13 protein-coding genes and 1 pseudogene are annotated in these 19,965 nt (G+C 72.1%); 9 read left to right on the top strand and 5 right to left on the bottom strand.

Features of this window, described 5'->3' with window-relative positions; all coding sequences use genetic code 11:
- Positions 1–96 precede the first annotated feature (96 nt).
- Together ACFYTE_RS16800 and ACFYTE_RS16795 are read left to right on the top strand one after the other, a co-directional pair.
- On the top strand, positions 97–1,374 hold the full coding sequence (locus ACFYTE_RS16800; RefSeq protein WP_388710231.1) for an ATP-binding protein: 1,278 nt from the start codon (positions 97–99) through the stop codon (positions 1,372–1,374).
- Positions 1,375–1,645: 271 nt separating this feature from the next.
- On the top strand, positions 1,646–2,821 hold the full coding sequence (locus ACFYTE_RS16795; RefSeq protein WP_388710229.1) for a cysteine desulfurase family protein: 1,176 nt from the start codon (positions 1,646–1,648) through the stop codon (positions 2,819–2,821).
- 187 nt (positions 2,822–3,008) lie between these two features.
- Here the strand turns inward: ACFYTE_RS16795 and ACFYTE_RS16790 are convergent, their stop codons facing one another.
- Complete coding sequence (locus ACFYTE_RS16790; protein WP_388710227.1) at positions 3,009–3,638, bottom strand: TetR/AcrR family transcriptional regulator; 630 nt, start codon at positions 3,636–3,638, stop codon at positions 3,009–3,011.
- 127 nt (positions 3,639–3,765) lie between these two features.
- Between ACFYTE_RS16790 and ACFYTE_RS16785 the strand changes: the two genes are divergently transcribed.
- The 3 genes and pseudogenes from ACFYTE_RS16785 to ACFYTE_RS16775 all read left to right on the top strand — a co-directional run bounded on the left by ACFYTE_RS16785 (position 3,766) and on the right by ACFYTE_RS16775 (position 7,162).
- Positions 3,766–5,028, top strand: coding sequence for an MFS transporter (locus ACFYTE_RS16785; protein WP_388710225.1), 1,263 nt, complete (start codon positions 3,766–3,768; stop codon positions 5,026–5,028).
- A 41-nt stretch (positions 5,029–5,069) separates the two neighbouring features.
- Positions 5,070–5,366 (top strand): annotated as a pseudogene (locus ACFYTE_RS16780) (chloramphenicol phosphotransferase); the annotation flags it as partial.
- 590 nt (positions 5,367–5,956) lie between these two features.
- Complete coding sequence (locus tag ACFYTE_RS16775; RefSeq protein ID WP_388710223.1) at positions 5,957–7,162, top strand: cytochrome P450; 1,206 nt, start codon at positions 5,957–5,959, stop codon at positions 7,160–7,162.
- Between the two features lie 132 nt (positions 7,163–7,294).
- Here the strand turns inward: ACFYTE_RS16775 and ACFYTE_RS16770 are convergent, their stop codons facing one another.
- A complete protein-coding gene (locus ACFYTE_RS16770; protein ID WP_388710221.1) occupies positions 7,295–8,212 on the bottom strand; it encodes a DUF3152 domain-containing protein in 918 nt (305 codons plus the stop codon).
- A gap of 140 nt (positions 8,213–8,352) precedes the next feature.
- On the opposite strand from ACFYTE_RS16770, the gene ACFYTE_RS16765 reads away from it, so the two are divergent.
- Genes ACFYTE_RS16765 through ACFYTE_RS16755 form a run of 3 tightly spaced genes read left to right on the top strand, consistent with a single transcriptional unit; the run spans position 8,353 to position 11,065 of the window.
- Positions 8,353–9,045, top strand: coding sequence for a response regulator (locus ACFYTE_RS16765; RefSeq protein ID WP_388710219.1), 693 nt, complete (start codon positions 8,353–8,355; stop codon positions 9,043–9,045).
- Positions 9,042–10,517: a sensor histidine kinase gene (locus tag ACFYTE_RS16760; RefSeq protein ID WP_388710217.1), complete on the top strand. Its 1,476-nt coding sequence runs from the start codon at positions 9,042–9,044 to the stop codon at positions 10,515–10,517. The genes ACFYTE_RS16765 and ACFYTE_RS16760 overlap by 4 nt, the downstream gene beginning before the upstream one ends.
- The gene (locus ACFYTE_RS16755; protein ID WP_388710215.1) at positions 10,514–11,065 is read left to right on the top strand and encodes a hypothetical protein; all 552 of its coding nucleotides are present in this window, start codon (positions 10,514–10,516) and stop codon (positions 11,063–11,065) included. Before ACFYTE_RS16760 ends, ACFYTE_RS16755 begins: the two co-directional genes overlap by 4 nt.
- Before the next feature lie 29 nt (positions 11,066–11,094).
- Here the strand turns inward: ACFYTE_RS16755 and ACFYTE_RS16750 are convergent, their stop codons facing one another.
- The 3 genes from ACFYTE_RS16750 to ACFYTE_RS16740 form a co-directional block, all read right to left on the bottom strand.
- A complete protein-coding gene (locus tag ACFYTE_RS16750) occupies positions 11,095–12,597 on the bottom strand; it encodes a glutamate--cysteine ligase (RefSeq protein WP_388710213.1) in 1,503 nt (500 codons plus the stop codon).
- 116 nt (positions 12,598–12,713) lie between these two features.
- The gene (locus ACFYTE_RS16745; RefSeq protein ID WP_388710211.1) at positions 12,714–13,859 is read right to left on the bottom strand and encodes a HupE/UreJ family protein; all 1,146 of its coding nucleotides are present in this window, start codon (positions 13,857–13,859) and stop codon (positions 12,714–12,716) included.
- Positions 13,860–14,044: 185 nt separating this feature from the next.
- A complete protein-coding gene (locus ACFYTE_RS16740) occupies positions 14,045–18,025 on the bottom strand; it encodes a metallophosphoesterase (protein ID WP_388710209.1) in 3,981 nt (1,326 codons plus the stop codon).
- Between the two features lie 740 nt (positions 18,026–18,765).
- On the opposite strand from ACFYTE_RS16740, the gene ACFYTE_RS16735 reads away from it, so the two are divergent.
- Positions 18,766–19,962: a serine hydrolase domain-containing protein gene (locus ACFYTE_RS16735; protein WP_388710207.1), complete on the top strand. Its 1,197-nt coding sequence runs from the start codon at positions 18,766–18,768 to the stop codon at positions 19,960–19,962.
- Positions 19,963–19,965: the final 3 nt, after the last annotated feature.

Below are 19,965 nucleotides of genomic sequence, written 5' to 3'. Positions count from 1 at the left end.
GCGCTGCGGCGCCGCCGCGGCCCGCCCCGGCTCAAGGTGCTCCCCGAAGCGCCCGCGGGGGACAATGAGGTCCCCGTACCCTGTGAGGTGGTGGCGATGCCCGCATGGCATCTGCGCGACTATCACGACGACGATCTCGACCAGGCCGTCCAGATCTGGGACCAGAGCCACCGCGCCGACGAGGACCGGGTGTTTCCGATCTCCGAGGTGATGGCCGCGGCCAAGACCAGTCAGACGGCGGTGGTCGCGGCGGTCGGCGACGAACTGGTGGGCATGGCCGTGGCCGAGGCGTGCGGGAAGCGGGCATGGATCCTGCTGGTGGCGCTCGCCGCGCAGTGGCGCAAGCGGGGCATCGGCAGCGCTCTCCTCGCCGAGCTGGAACGGCGGCTCAGGGCCCTGGGCATCCGCCACAGCAGCGCGCTGCTGCCCGCCGGGTCGCCCGGGACGAAAGCGCTGGAGAACTCCGGCTACCGCTCTCGCGACGACCTGATCTACTACGAGAAGGTCGAACCGCCCGGGGCCCCGAACGTCGATGTCCTCGCGGCCCTGGGCGGCCGCATGCTGCCCGCCGGGTGCTGGGGCGCCATGGCCGGCATGGAACGCGAGAAACTGGTCGTCGAACGCCGTGTCGTGCTCCCGCTGACGGAGCCGGCGCTGGCCGACCGCTACGGCGTCGTCCCGCCCAAGGCGGTCATCCTGTTCGGGCCGCCCGGCACCGGGAAGACCAGCTTCGCCAAGGCGGTGGCCTCCCGGCTCGGCTGGCCGTTCGTGGAGCTGTTCCCGTCCCGGCTCGCGGCCGACACGAGCGAGGGACTCGCCGCGGCGCTGCGCGAGGTCTTCGCGGAGCTGGCGGAACTGGACTCGGTGCTGCTCTTCATCGACGAGGTCGAGGAGATCGCCGGCGCCCGGTCCGGCAAGGCGGTGGATCCCGGGCACGGGGTGACCAACGAGTTGCTCAAACTGATCCCCGTCTTCCGCGAGCACGACGAGCGGCTGCTGGTCTGTGCCACCAACTCCGTGCGCTCCCTCGACGCGGCCTTCCTGCGGCCGGGCCGGTTCGACTACGTCATCCCCATCGGGCCGCCCGACACCACCGCCCGCGCGGCGATCTGGACCCGCTATCTGGGTGCCGCGGCCGACACGGTGGACGTGACCCAACTGGTCGGGGCCAGCGAGCTGTTCACCCCGGCCGACATCGAGTTCGCCGCGCGCAAGGGCGCACAGGCCGCCTTCGAACGCGAGGTCACCGACCCCCAGGGCCGGCCGGCCGGCACCGAGGACTACATGACGGCCATCGCCGACACCCGGCCGACGCTCACCGCGAAGGCGGTCGAGGAGTTCACCGAGGACATCCAGCGCTACAGCCGCCTCTGAGACCGGCCGACCGCACCGCGACGCCGGCGTCACCGCCCTCAGCGTGGTCCCGGTGGCACCGGGCCATACGGCCCGGCCGGCAGCGGTCCGGCGACGTGGCGCCGTGGTGGGCACCGCAACCGCCTGGTGACCAGCGTGTCGCAAGCGGCGTTCGCTCGGAGCGCCCTGTTTCATCTACGGCATTCCCCGGCTTTTTCGGCGGCTGGATTCATGGAGGCTGGATGACAAAGACCGCCCGGACCGCGATGCCCGTCGCCGCCGCGGAGCCGACATGACCGGCGACGCCCTCCCGCCGCACCCCGCACTGGCCGGCGGGCCGGTCTACCTGGACTACAACGCCACCACGCCCGTCGACCCGCGGGTCGCCGAGGCGATGGCGCCGTACCTGAGCGACTTCTTCGGCAACCCCTCCAGCAGCCATCCCTACGGCGCCGAGCCCCGCCGGGCGCTGGCCGAGGCGCGTGACCGGGTGGCCGCCCTGATCGGGGCCGGGCCCCCCGAGATCGTCTTCACCTGCTCGGGTTCCGAAGCGAATCTGCTCGCCCTGCGCGGCGCGGTGCTGGCCTCCGGCCGCGCCCGGCCCCATGTGATCACCCAGGCGACCGAGCATCCGGCCGTGCTGGAGACGGCACGGGCCCTGGAGCGGCTGCACGGCGCACGGCTGACGGTGCTTCCGGTCGACGGTGCCGGCCTTGTCGACCCGGGCGCACTCGCCGCTGCCCTCACCGGGGAGACGGTGCTGGTGTCGGTGATGGCCGCCAACAACGAGACCGGTGCCCTCCAGCCCGTCGCCGAACTGGCCGGCCTCGCCCGCACGCACGGCGCGCTGTTCCACTGTGACGCCGCCCAGGCCGCCGGGAAACTCCCTCTGGACGTGCGGCTGCTGGGTGTCGATCTGCTGACCGTGGTCGGACACAAGATGTACGCGCCCAAGGCCACGGCCGCCCTCTACGTACGCGACGGGGTGCGCCTGGAGCCGGTGGTCTACGGCGGCGGCCAGGAACACGGGCTGCGCGCCGGCACCGAGAACGTGGCCCTCGCCGTCGCGCTCGGCGCCGCGGCACGGCTCGCCGCCGATGAGCCGGCCGGCGGCCGGGCCGCGCGGATCGCGGCGCTGCGCGACGACCTCCAGCGGCGGCTGGCCGAGGGGCTGCCCGGCCGCGTCCACCTGAACGGCCCGGCCGTGGACCGGCTGCCGAACACGCTCAACGTCAGCATTGACGGCGCCCTGGGGTTCGAACTCCTCACCGCCTGCCCCGAGATCGCGGCCTCCACCGGTTCGGCCTGCCACAGCGGCCGGTACGAGCCGTCGCCCGTCCTGACGGCCATGGGCCTGCCCGCCGAGCGGGCGCTGGGGGCGCTGCGGCTCTCGCTGGGCCGCTGGAGCGACGACAGGGACGTCGAGATCGCGGCGGCCGCCCTGATCCGGGCGGCCACCACGCGGTGACCGCGCACGTCAGAAGACGATCGCCGGCCGGCCGAGGCGACGAACAGCGCCGACGACACCCGTGATCCACACGGCCGGCGTGCCGACCGGCGCATGCCGGTGTGCGCGGTACCCACCTTTTTGCGGTACGTGGCAGCGGCTTCTGCGGATACTTGGCAACGGCCGACGGCGACGCGAACGGCGGCCTTCAGGGCGCGCTCGGGCGGCCCGCCGGCTTCGCCGGAGCGCCTTTCGGTCCGTCCGCGCCGGGAGGCGACGCACGGCGCCCGCGAGCGACGACCGCGGTGACGGCCGCGGCGATGTCCGCGCGGGCCGTCGGGGTGGGGTCGAAGGAGTTGTGGATCGAGAAGCCCTCGACCAGCGCGTCAAGGGTACGCGCCGTCGTGGGATCGAAGTGCCGGGCGAGCGCGGTCCTGCTGGCGTACATCCAGGACTGCATGACCGGGCGCAGCGCCGGATTGCGTGCGGCGAACGCGTACAGCTCGTAGCAGAGCAGGAGTTCCCGCGGGCTACCGAGGGTGTCGCCGCAGATGATCTCGACGACGGCGGCCCCGGCCTCCTCCGGTGTCCGCGCGGCGTCCAGCAGGGCGCGATAGCGCTCGGACATGGACTCGGCGAGCCGGGTGAACGCCTCGGTGAGCAGCTGCTGCATGTCGTCGAAGTAGTAGGTGAGCGAGCCGAGCGGAACGCCGGCGGCCTGGGCGATCTTGCGGTAGGTGACGTTGATGGCCCCGTGCTCGGCGATCACGTCGAGCGCCGCGCCGATGATGCGGTCGCGCCGTGCGGGGTCGTTCGGCCCGCGTGATGTCCCTGCCATATCGACGTCTCCCGTTGCCTCTGCACGACACCCGGCCCAGTATGTACATTTGTACACGTCGTCTGGCGCGCCCGTCACGCACCCCGGAACCGCGCCTCCTGTTCGATCACTGCGGAGACTGTGCCCGATGGATCTCGCCACGCGCCGACGACGTCGGTCACTGTTCGTGTTCTTCTTCATCCCCGGCATCGCCATGTCGTCCTGGGTGACACGGACGCCGGACGTCCGGGACCGGCTCGGTGCCTCCACGGCCGAGATGGGGCTCGTGCTGTTCGGCCTCTCGGTCGGCTCCATGATCGGCATCCTCTGCTCCGGGCGGCTGGTCGCCCGCTACGGTTCCCGGCCCGTCATCGGCCTGGGCACCTGCCTGGTGATCGCCAGCACGGCCGTCATTGCGGCGGGCAGCTACCTGTCCTCGGCCGGCGTCGTCACCGCGGGGCTCTTCACGTTCGGCGCGGGCATGGGATCGGGCGAGGTCGCGGTCAACATCGACGGCGCGGACGTCGAACGGGTCACCCGGAGCACGGTGCTGCCGACACTGCACGGTTTCTTCAGCCTCGGCACGGTCATCGGCGCGGTCGCGGGCATGGCCGCCACGGCGGGCCGGTTTCCCACCCACTGGCATCTGGCGGTGGTCACGCTGGTGTCCGCGGTGGCGTTCGGGTACGCGTTCCGTGCCGTGCCCGCGGGCACCGGACGCAGCGAGGTGCGATCGGCGCGTTCCGCGGGCCGCTCCTCCAGCGGGCTGTGGCGGGAGTCCAGGCTGCTGCTGATCGGCCTCATCGTGCTGTCCATGGCCCTCGCCGAGGGCGCGGCCAACGACTGGCTGCCGCTGCTGATGGTCGACGGACACGGGCTCGCCCCGGCGCTGGGCTCGCTCGTGTACGCCGGATTCGCCGCGGCGATGACCCTCGGGCGTTTCGGCGGCGCCGTCTTCGTCGACCGCTTCGGCCGGGGCGCCGTGGTCCGGGCCAGTGCCCTGTCCGCGTCCCTGGGGCTTGTTCTGGTGATCTTCTCCGACAGCGCGGTGCTCGCCGGAACGGCCGTCCTGCTGTGGGGACTCGGCGCCTCGCTCGGGTTCCCGCTGACGCTGTCCGCAGCGGGCGACTCCGGCCCGGACCAGACGGCGCGGGTGAGCCTCGTGGCGACCGTCGGATACGTCGCGTTCCTCGTCGGGCCGCCCAGCCTCGGGTTCCTCGGCGACCACCTCGGCCTGCGCACCGCCATGATCGCCGTGCTGGCCTGCACCATCGTGGCCGTCCTCATCGCCCCCGCCGTCAACACCCCCCGCGCCGCCGGGCCCGCGGGCTCGCCCCTGCCCGCGCCGGCCGACGCCGGCTCCCCCGCCGAATCCGAACGGACGGGTCCGCAGGGCGGGCCGGGCGGCTGAGCGGCACACCGCCGACGCACCCGCCGCCCACCGGGACGCCTGCCGCGGCGGCACGCGCGGGCGCCCCGGTCGTCGTCGACGAGGTCTTCCTCGGCGGCGCGGACTCACAGCGGCGCCGGCACAAGGCTCTGGGCGGGCTGCGGGTGCTGTGGGTCGGCGTCCGGCGTGACGGTGCCATCGCCGCGGGCCGTGAGATCGCGCGGGGCGATCAGGTCGTCGGCATGGCCGCCTCCCGGACGGAGGTGGTCCACCGGGGTGTGGTCCACGACCTGGAGGTGGACGCCACCCGCACCGAGTCGATGGAGTGCGTGCGGGCCATCGCCGTACACGCCATGTGATCGGCGCCGAGCCGCCCTCCGATCGTGGCGGCCGGGGCACTCCTTCCAGGTAGTGGTGCGCCGGGAGGCGGCACCGCGGCGTGCGGGCGGGCGGCGCGGGCGCACGGCCGATGCCGGTGACCCCGCTGTGACCTGGCCGTGCGCGCGACGCGGGCGGTCGGGCGGCGTCCGCGCCGGCCAGGGGTGACGGGCCGGCCGGGCCGTGCCGTCGCCCGCCGCGGCCCGGTTCCCCCGGTTGCGGGGGCAGCGGTCGGCGCCCGGGACGGGGCCGCCGCACCGCCCAGGTCGGGCGGCGTCATCGGGCATGCCCCGGTACACCGCCCAGACCGGCCGCGGGGGCGGCGCTGCGCCGATCGGCCGTACCGGACGGTCGCGCCGTCGGTCGATGACGGCGATTAGTCCATCGAGCCGAACGCGTCGGTGCCGATCACCGGTCCGCACCGTCTGCCGTGCTTCCATCGCGCCAGGAGGCATTTGTCATGGCTGACGAGCGACAGCAGGATTCCCGGTCCCGACCACCCGCGTCCCGCCCCGGCCTGCCAGCCGTGGACACCCCCACGTCGTACCACTGCCCCGAGGAGAGCCATCCGATGACCGGGAACGATGAGACCATCACCTGCCCGTTCGACTTCAGTGACGCCCTGGACTTCGATCCCGTGCTCGCCGACCTGATGAGCCGCGACAAACCCGTGAAGATCCGGCTTCCCCACGGCGACGCCGACGCCTGGCTGATCACCGGCTTCGACTCCGTCAAGCAGGTCACCACGGACCACCGGTTCAGCCGGGCGGGCATCATCGGCCGCGACTACCCCCGGATGACGCCGGAGCCCATCGTCTCGCCCGAGTCGATCAACGTGATGGACCCGCCGCAGAGCAGCCGGGTACGGCACCTGGCCTCGCAGGCCTTCACCCAGCAGCATGTCGACGCCATGCGGCCCCGGATCGTCCGGCTCGCGGATCTCCTGCTGGACGACATGGAACGGCAGGGGCCGCCGGCCGACCTGGTCCAGCACCTGTCCGATCCGCTGCCCCAGCAGACCGTCCTCGACCTGCTCGGCATCGAACGGGACGAGTGGCCCCGCATCCAGAAGTCCCTGCACCGACTGCTCGTCGTGGGCGAGGGCAACAAGGAGGCCGCCGCCAACGCCAAGGCCGAGTTGACGGCCTGCTTCGCCCAACTCGTCGAGCAGCGCCGGAAGTCGCCGGGTCCCGACATCATCAGCGCGATGGCCGCCGCCCGGGAGGGCCAGGAACAGCTCGACGACAGGGAACTGGCGGTCATGACCCTGGTGCTGGCGCTCAGCGGCCAGGACACGGCGACCTGCCAGATCAGCGACATCATGTTCCTGCTGCTCACCCGACCCGAGTTGATGGAACACGTCAGGAACCATCCCGGGAAACTGACCGATGTGCTGCACGAGTTGCTCCGCTACATCCCGTTCCGCAAGGGCGTCGGGATTCCCCGGGTGGCTCTTGAGGACGTGGAACTGGACGGTGTGCTGATCCGCGCGGGCGACTTCGTCCATGTGTCGTACCTGACGGCCAACCGCGAGCCGGAACGGTACCCGGATCCGCACGCCATCGACGTGGACCGGCCCAACGCGCCCCATATGGCGTTCGGTTGGGGCGGTCACCGGTGCATCGCGATGCCGTTGGCCATGGCGGAGCTGGAAGTGGCCGTCGGGCGGCTCCTGGAGCGCTTCCCCGGGCTGCGGCTCGCGGTGGCGCCACACGAGGTGAAGTGGGACACGGCGACGATCCGCCGCTTCCCACTGGAACTGCCGGTGGCCTGGTAGGAGCCCCCTCGGGCCGGTCCGGGCATCCGCATCAGGAAGGACTCGAAGCGTGTGTCGTCCCCCTCGCCCGCGGTCTGTCACATCCGGACGGACCACGGGACGCCACCGCGGAGGCGAGGGGGCTCGCCTCGGTCACGGGACGGACGGGCCGGTGATGAGGTGTCCCTCGGTGTCGTACGGCCAGACGTTGGGGACGCAGCCGTGCATGCCCTTGATCTGCTGCATCATCGCGGGCGCCGGTTTCCCCTTGCCCGGGCAGGTGACGTGGCCGTGGCCGAGGAAGTGGCCCACCTCGTGGTTGATGATGAGGGCCCGGTAGGCGGTGACGTCGCGCGCGTAGACGGGGGTCGCCAGTTCCCAGCGTTTGAGGTTGACCATGACGTTGCGGTCGACGCTGCAGTTGACCTCGCCGCCGGTGTCGAGGCCGTACTGCCCGCAGATGTCGTCGACGGTTCCCGGTGTGGCGATCCGGACCACGAAGTCGGTGGGGCCGGTGGCGACCCGTCGGAACGCCGAGTGTCCGTCGGCCGTCCAGCCGCGCGGATCGCGGAGGATGCGCTCCACCTCCTCGGCGGCGTCGGCGGCGGACACGTCGATGCCGTTCTCCACCTCGACCCGGTAGCGCAGCACCTTTCCCGTGCCGGCCTCGGCGCTCTCGCCGGGCGCGGTGACGAATGTGCCCGGCCCCTTGAGAGGGATGCCGGCGCCGGAGGTGCGGGCGGGCGCAGGATCCTCGGCGCGGGCGCTCGATGTCCCCGTGGCGCTCGGCGTGGGTGCGGACGGCCCCGGGGAGGCCGGTGGGGTGTGCTCGGCGGGTACGCCGGGCGCGTCCGCCGCTGCCGGGTGTTTCGCGTCGGACGGCTGCCATGCCACCACCGCACAGCCGGCGGCCGCGAGGGCGGCCAACGCGGCAAGACCGCCGGCCAGCTGCCGTTTCGGGTGCCTCTTCGCGCGTCTGCTCCCGCGCCGCTTGTCACTCCGCGCGGCGGTGGACGCCGGGCCGCTGCGGCGACGACGGGAGCCGGGCGAATTTCCTTGGTACGCAGTCACGATGGTTCACGGTGTGACCGCAATGTGATCGACCTTGGCCCGATGCGTAACGGATCGATAACGCTCGATCAGGGGCGCGTCCATATGATCAACCGGTAACAGTTTTCCGGCCGGGCGCACGGCATACCGATACTGGGCCCATGCCACGTGTACTGCTGATCGAAGACGACCGCGCCGTCCGCGAGGGCGTCACCCTGGCGCTGCGCCGGCAGAGCCATGATGTCGTCGCCGCCGGGACCGGGGAGGAGGGGATGGACCGGCTGCGGTCCTTCCGGCCGGACATCGTCGTACTCGATCTGATGCTGCCCGGCATGCCGGGACTTGAGGTGTGCCGCGGCATACGGGCCGTCGACCAGACGCTGCCGATCATCATGGCGACCGCGCGGGGCGACGAGGTGGACATCGTGGTCGGTCTGGAGGCGGGCGCCGACGACTACGTGGTCAAGCCCGTGCAGGCGCGGGTGCTCGACGCGCGCATCCGCGCCGTACTGCGCCGGGCCGGCGGGACGTCCGCCGACCCCGCCCTGCCGAAGATCGACACCTATGGGGATCTGGCCGTCGACCGGGCCGGGCTCACCGTCACCCTGAACGGCGTGCCGATACCGCTCGCCCCCTCCGAGCGACGGCTGCTGCTCACCCTGTCCGCCTCACCCGGCCAGGTGTTCAGCCGGCAGCAGTTGCTGGAGGCGGTCTGGGAGCACGACTACCACGGCGACGCCCGCCTGGTGGACGCCTGTGTGAAACGACTGCGCACCAAGCTGGACGAGCCGCCGCGCGCACCCCGCTACATCCACACCGTGCGCGGTTTCGGCTACCGCTTCGCCGCCCGGTGAGGGTGCCTCGGCTGCGCGGTCTGCGGCCACGCCTGGTGGTCGGCTTCGGGCTCGTCGCCACCGTCGCCGCCACCACGACGGGCGCACTGACCTTCCGGGAGGCGCGCACCGGAGTGCTCCAGCAGAGCCAGGACGCCGTGATCAGACAGCTGCGGACCCAGGTGAGCCAGCGCGCCCCCGAACTCGGCTTTCCGCCCGACCAGTCGGCGTTGCAGCGGTTCGCGTCCGACGTGGCGGCCACCGAGGGGCAGGGCCACTGGCGCGTGCTGGTCGCGTTCCGGGAATCGAGCGCGGCCTCCGTCCCCGGCGACCGCTTCGAGGAGCTGACGCCGGCCGTGCGCAAGGCCGTGGGATCCAGCCGGGCCACCGTCTTCCAGCGGGTGCGCAAAGACGGGCGCACCTCACTGGTCGTCGGCACGTCCGTCACCTTCGGCGTCCCGAACGGGCGGCAGACGGCGTCCGGGGTGCAGGTGTTCCTCGTCGTTCCGCAGACCACCGAGCAGGCGTACGTCGACGCCCTGGTCACCGCCGTCGAGCGCGCCCTGGTGCCGGCGCTCGTCCTCGCCGTGGCGCTCGCCCTGCTGGCCGCCCGTGGCGTGCTGCTGCCGGTGCGGGCGCTGCGGCAGGCCACCCGCAGCATCGCCCAGGGCCGCCTCGACACGCGGCTCGCGGTCAACGGCTCGGACGAACTCGCCGATCTGTCGCACACGTTCAACGAGACGGCCGCCGCGCTGGAGGCGTCGGTTGCGGAGTTGCGGGAGATGGAGGCCCGGGCCCGCCGCTTCGCCGCGGATGTCTCGCACGAACTGCGCACTCCGCTGGCCGCCATGTCGGCGGTCACGGACGTGCTGGACGAGGACGCCGCCGGCCTCGATCCGGACACGGCCACCGCGGTGCGGCTGATCAGTGAGGAGACCGTGAAACTCGCCCGCCTGGTCGACGACTTGATGGAGATGTCCCGGTTCGACGCGGGCGCGGCGGTGCTGCACCTGGACGAGATCGATCTCGCCGAGTCCGTCCGGCGCACGCTGGCCGCCCGCGGCTGGTCCGAGTCGGTACGGACGGATCTGCCGCCGCCCGACGCGCTGCGCGGTCGCGTCGACCCGCGCCGCCTCGACGTGGTCGTCGCCAATCTGGTCGGCAACGCCCTGCGGCACGGCGCCCGTCCGGTGGTGGTGCGCCTCCATGCGCGCGACACCGCCGGGGCCGAGCGCCTCGCGGTCATCGAGGTACGGGACAGCGGGCCCGGCATCCCCCACGACGTACTGCCGCATGTCTTCGAGCGGTTCTACAAATCGGACAGCGCGAGGACCCGTTCCGAGGGCAGCGGGCTCGGACTGTCGATCACCGCCGAGAACGTCCGGATGCACGCCGGCACCGTCCGCGCGGCGAACCATCCGGCGGGCGGCGCCCTGTTCACCGTGGAACTCCCGCTGCGGCGGGACGACGTGCCCGAGGAGAACCGGATATGAAAGCCACCCGCCGGCTCATGCCGCTGCTGCTCGCGCCGGCCCTCTTCGCGCTCTCCGCCTGCGGGATCCCCGCGACCGGGGTGGTGGAGGCCGGCGGTCCGGCGAGCGGGATCGTACCGGTGACACCGGTGTACTTCGTCCGGGACGGGGCGCTCGTCGCGGTACGGCGCACGACCGCCAGTCCCGGGGACGTCCAGGCGGCCGTGGAACTGCTCTTCGCCGGACCGACGCCCGCCGAAGTGCTCGGGAGCCTGTCCACCGAAGTGCCGGGGGCACCGACCGCCGCGCCCCCGGCACCGGGCGGGTCCTTCGCCGTACCCGGGAGGGCCCCGGCGGACGCCCCGACCGTCTCGGTGAAGGGCGACACGGTCACGGTCCGGCTCTCCGGCGGCATCGACAGGCTGTCCCGCCTCGCGACGCGGCAGTTGGTCTGTACGGCGGCCGCGGCGCACCGCATCGGCACACCGTCCGCCGATGCGGTGACCGTGACCGTGACCGTCGGCGGATGGCGGGCGAAGGCCACGGACGGCGACTGCCCCGGCGGGTGAGCGCGGGTCCGCGCGGGGCGCCCGCTCGGTCAGGTCGCCTCCTCCGGGTCGGACGCGGGCAGCGCGGAACGGGAGAGCGACGCACGGGCCGCTTCGGGGGCACGGCCCGGACCGGCGAGGGTTTCAGGGGCACGGCCCGGACCGGCGAGGGTTTCGGAGGCACGGCCCGGACCGGCGAGGGTTTCAGGGGCATGGCCCGGACCGGCGAGAGTTTCAGGGGCATGGCCCGGACCGGCGAGAGTTTCAGGGGCATGGCCCGGACCGGCGAGGGTTTCGGGGACACGGCCCGGACCGGCGAGGGTTTCGGGAGCATGGCCCGGATCGGCGAGGGTTTCGGGAGCACGGCCCGGATCGGCGAGGGTTTCAGGGGCATGGCCCGGATCGGTGAGGGTGAGGTGCTCGACGAGGCCGTCCAGGCGGCCGGTGCCGCGGTGCAGTGCCCGCTGGCGGTCGGCGGCACCGCCCTCGTCGGTGAGCCGGTCGAGCCAGGCGTTCACCAACGCCCGTTCGTCGAGGTCCGGCAGATGGGGCCCGAGCAGGCGTCGTGCCGTCTCGATCTGCCGCACGACCGGGGTGGCCGCGGGGGCCGAGCCCCCGATGAGGTCCAGCAGTTCTCCGGTGACCCCTTCGCGCGCCGCCTGCCAGCAGGCGGCGACGAGCACGTCCTGCTCCACCCGCGGCGGGAGAGCACCCGCCCGGACCGCGGCGCGGGCGCGTACGACCATGGCCCGCACCACCAGTGCGTAGGCCACCGTCTCGGCCACGGTCGGCAGTACGTCGGCGACGCGGACCTCGACGGTCGGCACATGCCGCGAGGGGCGGGCGTACCAGTAGACCATCGCCGGGTCCAGGGCCGCACCGCTGGCCACGAGGGCCCGGACGACCTCCTCGTAGTGCTCGGCGGAGCGCAGCACGGGGGGCGGTCCTGCCGTGGGCCATCGGCGCCACAGCATGGTGCGCCAGCTCGCGTATCCGGTGTCGGCGCCGTTCCAGTAGGGCGAGTTGGCGGTCAGCGCGAGCAGCAGCGGCAGCCACGGGCGCAGGTGATTGACGACCGCGACGGCAGTGCCCACATCCGGCATGCCTACATGCACATGACAGGAACACACACCCTGGTCGCGCACCAGCGGCCCGAACCGCTCCCGGATGCGCAGGTACCGGGGGTCTTCGCGCAGCGGCGGTACCTCCGGAGGATCGTCCTCATCCCCCGGTCCGGTCCGCCCGAGCGGCGAGGTTCCCGAGGCGAGCAGCAGACACTCCGCTTCCCCCGCGGCCCGCGCGGCGGCCCCGCGCAGCCGCACCAGTTCCCCGCGCAGCTGGGCCCCGGTGCCGCAGACGCCGCTGACCGTCTCCACCATCGCCTGAGAGATCTCCGGCACCAGCTGTTCGGGCGGCAACCGCCGCCGGCCGGCCTCCAGCACCTGACTGCCCCGCCCCACGGGCCGGTACGCCTTGCGGTCGAGGAGCAGAAACTCCTCCTCGACGCCCAGCGTGGGTGTCTCGCGTAAGTCCCCTGGTCCCGAGCTGTCCACCCGGCCTCCCCATCGTCTTCGTCGGCACACGGCACGGTCGGCACCATGTGGTGTGCAGTGGTGACTCAGTGCTACCCGCGACGGGGGCCGCTCACGACTGTTCTGGACGGCGGGCGTCAGGCGCTGATCGCCACCCGGTCCCAGAACCAGTAGAGGCTGACGAGCACGATGGGTGCGGTCAGGGCCGGCAGTACCCAGCGGTGGACCGGTGAACGGCGCAGCAGGAGCAGCAGCGGGAACACCACGAGGATGATGCCCAACTGCACCGCCTCGATGCCGACGTTGAAGCTGAGGAGCGACAACAGCAGTTCCCAGGACCAGCTTTCGTCGATGCCCAGCGACCCCGCGAAGCCCAGGCCGTGCACGAGACCGAAGACGAAGACGGCGGGCAGTCGCCAGCGCGCGTTGTCCGTGCGGTCGCGCAGCCAGAAGCCGGCGATCGCGACTATGGCGATGGACGCGGCGATCACCGGCTCCACCAGCCCGGCGGGCACGTCCACGACGCCGCACGCGGCCAGCAGGAACGTGATGCTGTGCGCGGCGGTGAACGCGGTCGCCGTGAGCGCGATGTCCCGCAGACTGCGCGCCCCGATGAGCAGCGAGAGCAGGAAGAGGATGTGGTCGAGGCCGAACAGCAGGTGCTCGGTGCCCAGCAGGAAGAACTCCCGGACCTGGTGGGACTCCTGTCCCCGGGCCGCGGCGGCGGTGACGGATGGGTCGGTGACGGTGAGGATCTGCGACCCCCGCCCGCCGTCGATGTCGTAGTGCACGATCGTCCTCGTGCTGTGCACGAAGCTCTCGGCGTCGGGGAACAGCGCGCTGGAGACGGTGATCGGCCCGGTGGCGCCGGCCGGGCAGGTGAAGGCGAGGGTGAGCACGGCGTAGGGGCGTGCGCCGCGGATGCGGATGTCCGCGTCGCCCACGGTGCGGGCCGTGCACGCCGTGTCGTCCCGGGTGATCGCGAAGCGCCCGGTGACGTACTCGGACACCGCCTGGGCGTTCAGCCTGAGCTGGCGCAGTTGCTCGGCGCGGCCCTTCGCGTCGTACGCCTCGGCGTACAGCCAGGCCGACTTCATCAGCAGGTCGTATTCGAGGTCGAGGGTGGCCTCGGGACGGGCCGCGCTGCCGTCGACCTCGACGTAGGCGGTGGAGGTGGCGTCGTGCGCGGTGGCGGGTGCCGCCTGGAGCAGACCGGCGCCGAGCAGCGCGGCGAGAACGGCGAGGAGGGTGCGCAGGGCGCCGCGCGGCCCGCGCCGGGGCACGGGGGCGGGGGGACGGGCAGGTGGTGTCGGATGCATGGCGGGCTCGGTTCTCGTGGCTGATGATCACGGCGGTGGCCGCGGCCGTGATCCGGGGGCGTGGGACGGGGGCGTGGGTCCGCCGCCCCGGACCGCGCGGGTCCGGGGCGGCGGGCGACGACCGCCGGGCGCTGCCGGCGGTCAGCCGGTCAGCGCCGGCCCCCGGACGGGGCGAACCACTCGTAGTAGGGCGTGTCCGCGTTCCACGTGCCGGGCCGGCCGTGTGCGTCCTTCGTCACGAAGACGCTCGGCTCGGAGGCGGTGACACCGCCGCCGGCGGAGCGGGCCGTGACGAACCAGGCGTGGGTGGAGCCGGGCTTGAGGTTCCGCCATGTCACCGAGGCGACCTCACCGGACGTGACCTTCGTACGCCCGATGACGCTGACGGGGTTGTACAGCGCGACCGAGTCGGTCCCGAAGGTCGTCTTGCGGGAGTTGAGGTCGACCGGCAGCACCATGTTGTCCTCGGTGCCGTCGTAGCGGTGGTTGGTGTCGTACTCGGTGGCGCCGAACTCGTCGAGCAGCGGCGAGTACGTGTCGACGGTCAGCTCGGAGCGGGCCACGTCGAACTGGAGCAGCCGGAAGAAGCTCGCGCCGAACTGCAACTGGTCCTCGGGCTGGTAACCGCCGATCTCGGTGAGCCCGAGCCGGTCCGCGGACACCGTGTAGAACTGGTAGTCCGCGAGCAGTTCGACCACGTCGTGGCTGATCTCGCCGACCTTCGGCTTCACGTTGGTGCCCACGCCGTGCTCGTGGCCGGCGAGGATCAGAAACACGTTCGGGTTGTCCTGGACCACCGTCTTGAACAGCATCGAACCGTCGGGCGCGGAGAACGGGGCCCCGCGGCCGTCGGGGTTGGAGCTGGGCGCGAGGTAGTCGTGCGAGAGCAGGATGCCGTTGCGGTCGGGGAAGCGCTTGAAGATCGAGTCGGCCCATTCGGCCTCCTCGCGGGTCACACCGTAGGACAGGCCGACCACCACGAAGTCCTGGCCGCCGGCCGAGAACAGGTCGTAGTGGTTCTGGTTGTCGCCGGCGCGCCACGGTCCGCCGTAACTGGCGTGCTCCCAGCCCTGCGACAGCGCCTGGTAACGGTCGGGTCCGTAGTACTTGTTGTAGAGGGCGTCCGGACCGTTCTCGGTTCCCGACTGGTTGTCGTGGTTGCCCGCGATCACACCGTTCGGGATGCCCGCGTCGTCCAGGATCTTCTGCTGCTCGGAGGACACCTCCAGTTCGCCGACGACCTGCTTCTGCGTGGCCTCGTCGGCGGGCTTGCGGATGTTGTTCTCGATGATGTCGCCGGTGTGCGCGACATAGGCGATCTTCCGCTTGTCCTTGTTGTCGACGATCCAGCGGGCGACGTCCCCGTACGCCTTCTCCCAGACCGCGCGCTCCTTGGGCGTCTCCTGTTCCACCGCGCCCTCGGACAGGTACTGCGTGTCGGTGTAGTGGACGATCGAGAAGTCGTACGAGCCGGGGTCGGCGAACGAGTCCGGGTCACCGGCGTCGATGTCGTCGGCGAACGGGTCCTCACCCGTCACCATGACGTGGACCTGCTGGCGGTCGACGTGGACACGGTCCAGTACGGCGGTGAGCACCGTGTTGCCCTCGGCGGCGCCGCGGGCGCTGCTGACGACATCCCACTGGCCGGTGCCGTTGTTCCACGCCCGCAGCGAGGCCAGGCGCTCGGGGTCGATGACGCCCTCCCAGCGCAGCACCGGCTGGTCGACATGGCCCTTGACCTGGACGTCGAACCGCTGGAAGGTGACGTCGGAGGAGGACGGCGCGGCGAGCGTTCTGCCGTCGGCGGGCGCGAGACCCGCGGCCTTGATCTTCTTCTCGCCCTTGACCTTCAGCGTGGTCGGGACGGCGGTGGCCGTGCCCTGGTACACCCGGTTCGGGGTGAGGATCTCGGCCTCGGAGAACGTGGCGGTCACGTCGCCGCCGTCGGGCTCGGCCACCTTCGCGGACAGCGTGACGTTCCGGCCGGCGTCGGTGGTGCCGGACGCCGGGGTCAGCTGTGCGGGGGTGTCCGGGATGCCGGCGGAGGTGAACTTCACCTCGCGGGTGCCGGTGTTGCCCAGGGAGTCGGTCGCGGTCACAGAGAGCGTGTGCGCCCCCGCGGACAGGCCGGGCCCGATCTCGGCACCGGCCTTGACCGCCTTGCCGTCGAGCTTGATGTCCGGGCCGTCCACCACGCCGGAGAAGTCCTTCATCTGCACGCCGAGCACGACCGACGCGGTGATCCGCTGACCGGCCTTCGGGGTGCTGCTCGCGACCTCGGGCGCCGAGTTGTCGGTGACCAGGACGCGGGTGGCCGTCCTGCCGGACTTCGAGGTGGCGGCCAGCGTGTGCCGCCCGTCCTTGATCTTCGCGGTGTCGAGGTCGGCGCGGACTCCCTTGGCCGGGCCGTCCACGAAGAACTCCAGGTCGACCTCGGTCAGCGGGTTGACGTTGTCACCGCAGTTGCCGTCGCCGAAGCTGTAGGAGCCCTTGACCATGCGGCCCTCGGCGGTGCCGCCGAGCGGGGTCAGCGTGATGCCGGAGAGCGCGAAGTCGTCCCGGTTGTCGCCGCACGAGGTGGCGTAGGCGCCGGTGACGACGTCGATGGTGTTCCAGCCGGGCACCAGCCACTCGTTGGGGAAGGTCAGGTCGACGTGCCGGCTGACGTAGTCGGCGTCCAGCACGAGCTTTTGCCCGTTGACCAGGATGTGGTTCTGGTAGCGGGCCTCGATCGAGTTGCTGCCCACGGTGAAGCCGAGGGTGGCGTCGCCGGAGCCGAGCGTGTCGGTGACGGCGACGGCCGGGGCGTCGATCGTGTAGTGGAGTTCGGCCTCGGGCAGCCGGTCGGCAGCGCTGCCGCAGGCGCCGTCGCCCATCGCGTAGGACGCGGCGATGTCCTTGCCGGTGACGGTGGCGCCGTCCAGGGCGAGGCGCAGGCCGGAGATGTCGAAGTCGTCGCGGTTGTTGCCGCAGCTCTCCTTGTACGGGCCGGTGACGACCTTGATGGTGTTGTCACCGGGCACCAGGTACCGCGCGGGAACCGCGATGTCCACCCGCTGGCCGGCCCAGGTGCCGCCCAGGTCGATCCGCTTGCCGTTGACCAGCAGGTGGTTGTCGTACTTGTCGTCGAGCGAGTTGGCACCGACGTCGAAGGAGAACGTGGCCGCGCCGTTGCCCAACTGGGGCGTGGAGACCGGCTTGTTGCCGTCCACGGTCAGCGAGGACAGCTGACCTTCGGCGCCCGCGGGGAAGCCGGCGAACACCGACTGTCCGCCCTTGACCAGCGTGCCGTCCTTGGGCAGCAGCCGGGGGGCGCCCGCCGGGGCGTTGTTGACGGTCACCTTGTTGGTCACCGTCTTGCGCGAGGTGGTGGTCGCGGTGATGGTGTGCTCGCCGTTGGCGAGTTTCGTGGTGTCCAGGTCGCCCTCCAGGCCGGTGGTGCCCTGCGGGTCGCCCAGGACGAAGAAGCTGAGCGTCGCCTCCTTCAGCAGCGCGCTGTTGGAGCCGCAGTTGCCGTCGCCGAAGGAGTACGTGTACTCGTTCTCCTCGCCGTCCGCGACCTCGCCGAGCAGGGTCAGCTGGATGTCCGACAGCACGAAGTCGTCGTGGTTGGTGCCGCACGAGGTCTCGACGGTGCCGGCGAAGACCTGGATCTTGTTCTCGCCCTTGACGAGGTGTTCGTTCGGGATCTCGATGGTGCCGCGCTCGTTGACGAGGTCGTCGATGTCCGCCCGGTACTCGCCGTTGACCAGCACATAGTTGTGGTAGCGGGCCTCCGTCGAGTTCGAGCCGACGTCGAAGCTCAGCCGGGACACCCCGACCGTCTTCTTCGCGTCGATCGCCTCGCCGTCGACGGCGAGCCGGGTCACGGAGTCGCCGGCCAGGGTCGGCGTGGCCGCGGTCTTCTGGGTGCCCTCCAGATACGAGCCCTCGCCGGGGGTGAGGGTGGGCAGGGTCGTCGCGCCCTGGCTCGACACGTCCTTCTTGTCCGTGGCACGCGGGTCCGAGCCGGTGTCGGCGTACGCCACCGTCAGGTTTCCGCCCACCAGGACGAGCGCGGTCAGGACGGCGCCCGCGAGCCGCTGCCCGCCGGATCCACCCTGCCATCTTCGCCGCAGTGTTGGCCGCATCAGCAGCCGTCCTTCCTGATCGCTTGGAAAGGGAAGGGCACACCGTGAACCAAATCGGGCATGCCCATGGCGAATCCTGGGCACCTCAGGTGAACGCCGGTGGTTGGCCTGTGGACGATTAGCGGAATGATCTTCCGGACCGTGGCCGCCTGACCACCCGACACGCTAGGAGCACGGCGGCGTTCACCGGCCGGTCCGGCTCCCGAAGCGGCACCGGCGATGGAGCGGGCCGCGGGGCGGTCTCCCGGCGGCGGGGGCGGTCGGCGTTCCCCAGCCCGTTGCGCGCCGGCCATGCCTGCCAACCGGGTGGCCATGCCCGTGGGCGAGGCGGGCGCGGACCACGAGGAGTTGGCCGGTGATGCTGCCGTGTGCGGCGCGAACGGCAGCCGGGTGCCGCCGGTCCCGCCGCACCGGCAGCAGGAACGGCCCTGTGGTCGTCGGCGCCCCGAGGGGCCGAGCGCCGGGAGCGGAGCCGGCCGGGGCGCGCGAGGCGTGATCAGGGCGAGAGCGGGGCCGCTCGGCGTCGCCCGAGTCGTCCCGGCAAGTGCCGGGCCGCCGGGGGCCCTTCCGCCAACCGGGGGCACCCTAGGGGCCGACCCTGACAACGTGCCGTGGTGCGGGGGGATCTCATCGGGGGTGGGCCGGGGTCACAAGCCCTCCCCGCCGACGATTCGGCGGGCGGTGCGGCACCGGAGGATGGCGCCACGACCTGGACGCCGATCTTCTTGAGGAGCCCCCGTATGCAACCGCTCGGCCGCCGCACCGTGCTCGCCGCCTTCCTCGCCTCGGCCGCCGCGGCGGGCCCGCAGGCGGCTCCCGCCTTCGCCGCGCCCGCCGCCGCGCGGAGGAAGGCCGGACCCGACGCCGCGGCGCTGCGGGCCGCGCTCGCCGGTCTGCCCGGTAGCGACGCGACCGCCGCGCTGGTCCGGGTCGGCGGCTTCGACGGCCGCTGGCGGGGCAGCGCGGGCGTGCACGATCTGGTGCATGGCCGGGCGGCGGACCCCGACGCCCTCTTCCGCGCGGGCTCGACGACGAAGGTCGTGACGGCGGCGACCGTGCTGCGGCTGGCGGCTGAGGGCAGGGTCGATCCGGACGCGCCGATCCAGCACTACCTGCCGCACCTGCTCACCCCGGCGTTCGAGCCGATCTCCGTACGTCAGTTGCTGAACCACACCAGCGGTATCCAGCCGGGCGACGGCTGGGGCGACGACTTCGAGGACCAGTACGCGCACCGCTTCGACACCCTGACCCCGGCCCGGGTGGTGGCGTCGGCGGTGGCGAAGGGCCCGGGGTTCCGCCCGGGCCGGCGGCAGGAGTACCTGAACATCAACTACACGATCCTGGGCATGCTGATCGAGAAGCTGACGAGACGTTCGTACGCCCGCGAGGCCACCCGCCTGGTGCTGCGCCCCGCCGGGATGCGCCACACATACTTCCCGGGCGCCGACCCGCACATCCACGGCCCGCACAACCACGGTTACCAGCTGGTGAAGCGACCCGACGGCACCACACGATGCGTGGACGTCACGGACTGGAACCAGTCGGACCGCTGGGCGGCAGGCGACATGATCTCCACCACCGCCGACCTGGAGCGGCTGATCACGGCTCTCTTCCGGGGGCGGATCGTACCGGAGCCGCAGGTGCGGGAGATGTTCACACTGCCGCCGGGGATCGACGACGCCAGCTACAGCGCCGGGCTCCAGCGGTTCGTGTACGACGACACCGTGTACTGGCTCAAGTCCGGTGCGCGCTACGGGTACAGCACGGCGGTCGCGGCCACCCGGGACCTCGGCCGCACGCTGGTCTACTCGGTCAACTCCACCGACGCCAAGGGCACGTCGATGAACCCGGTCGCCGAGCGCATCGCGATGGCCGCGCTGCGGCGAAGTGCTGGGCAGCCATGTGGCGTTCAAGGGGGTGTTGCCATGGGTGAATAGGTT

The organism is Streptomyces sp. NPDC004629 (assembly GCF_042873595.1).
Classification (GTDB): domain Bacteria; phylum Actinomycetota; class Actinomycetes; order Streptomycetales; family Streptomycetaceae; genus Streptomyces.
This window is presented reverse-complemented; position numbering and strand designations above follow the sequence as displayed.

Coding starts and splice junctions, on each gene's coding strand:
- ACFYTE_RS16800 (WP_388710231.1), top strand. CDS start 97: ATGCCCGCATGGCATCTGCGCGACTATCACGACGACGATCTCGACCAG.
- ACFYTE_RS16795 (WP_388710229.1), top strand. CDS start 1,646: ATGACCGGCGACGCCCTCCCGCCGCACCCCGCACTGGCCGGCGGGCCG.
- ACFYTE_RS16790 (WP_388710227.1), bottom strand. CDS start 3,638: ATGGCAGGGACATCACGCGGGCCGAACGACCCCGCACGGCGCGACCGC.
- ACFYTE_RS16785 (WP_388710225.1), top strand. CDS start 3,766: ATGGATCTCGCCACGCGCCGACGACGTCGGTCACTGTTCGTGTTCTTC.
- ACFYTE_RS16775 (WP_388710223.1), top strand. CDS start 5,957: ATGACCGGGAACGATGAGACCATCACCTGCCCGTTCGACTTCAGTGAC.
- ACFYTE_RS16765 (WP_388710219.1), top strand. CDS start 8,353: ATGCCACGTGTACTGCTGATCGAAGACGACCGCGCCGTCCGCGAGGGC.
- ACFYTE_RS16755 (WP_388710215.1), top strand. CDS start 10,514: ATGAAAGCCACCCGCCGGCTCATGCCGCTGCTGCTCGCGCCGGCCCTC.
- ACFYTE_RS16740 (WP_388710209.1), bottom strand. CDS start 18,025: ATGCGGCCAACACTGCGGCGAAGATGGCAGGGTGGATCCGGCGGGCAG.
- ACFYTE_RS16735 (WP_388710207.1), top strand. CDS start 18,766: ATGCAACCGCTCGGCCGCCGCACCGTGCTCGCCGCCTTCCTCGCCTCG.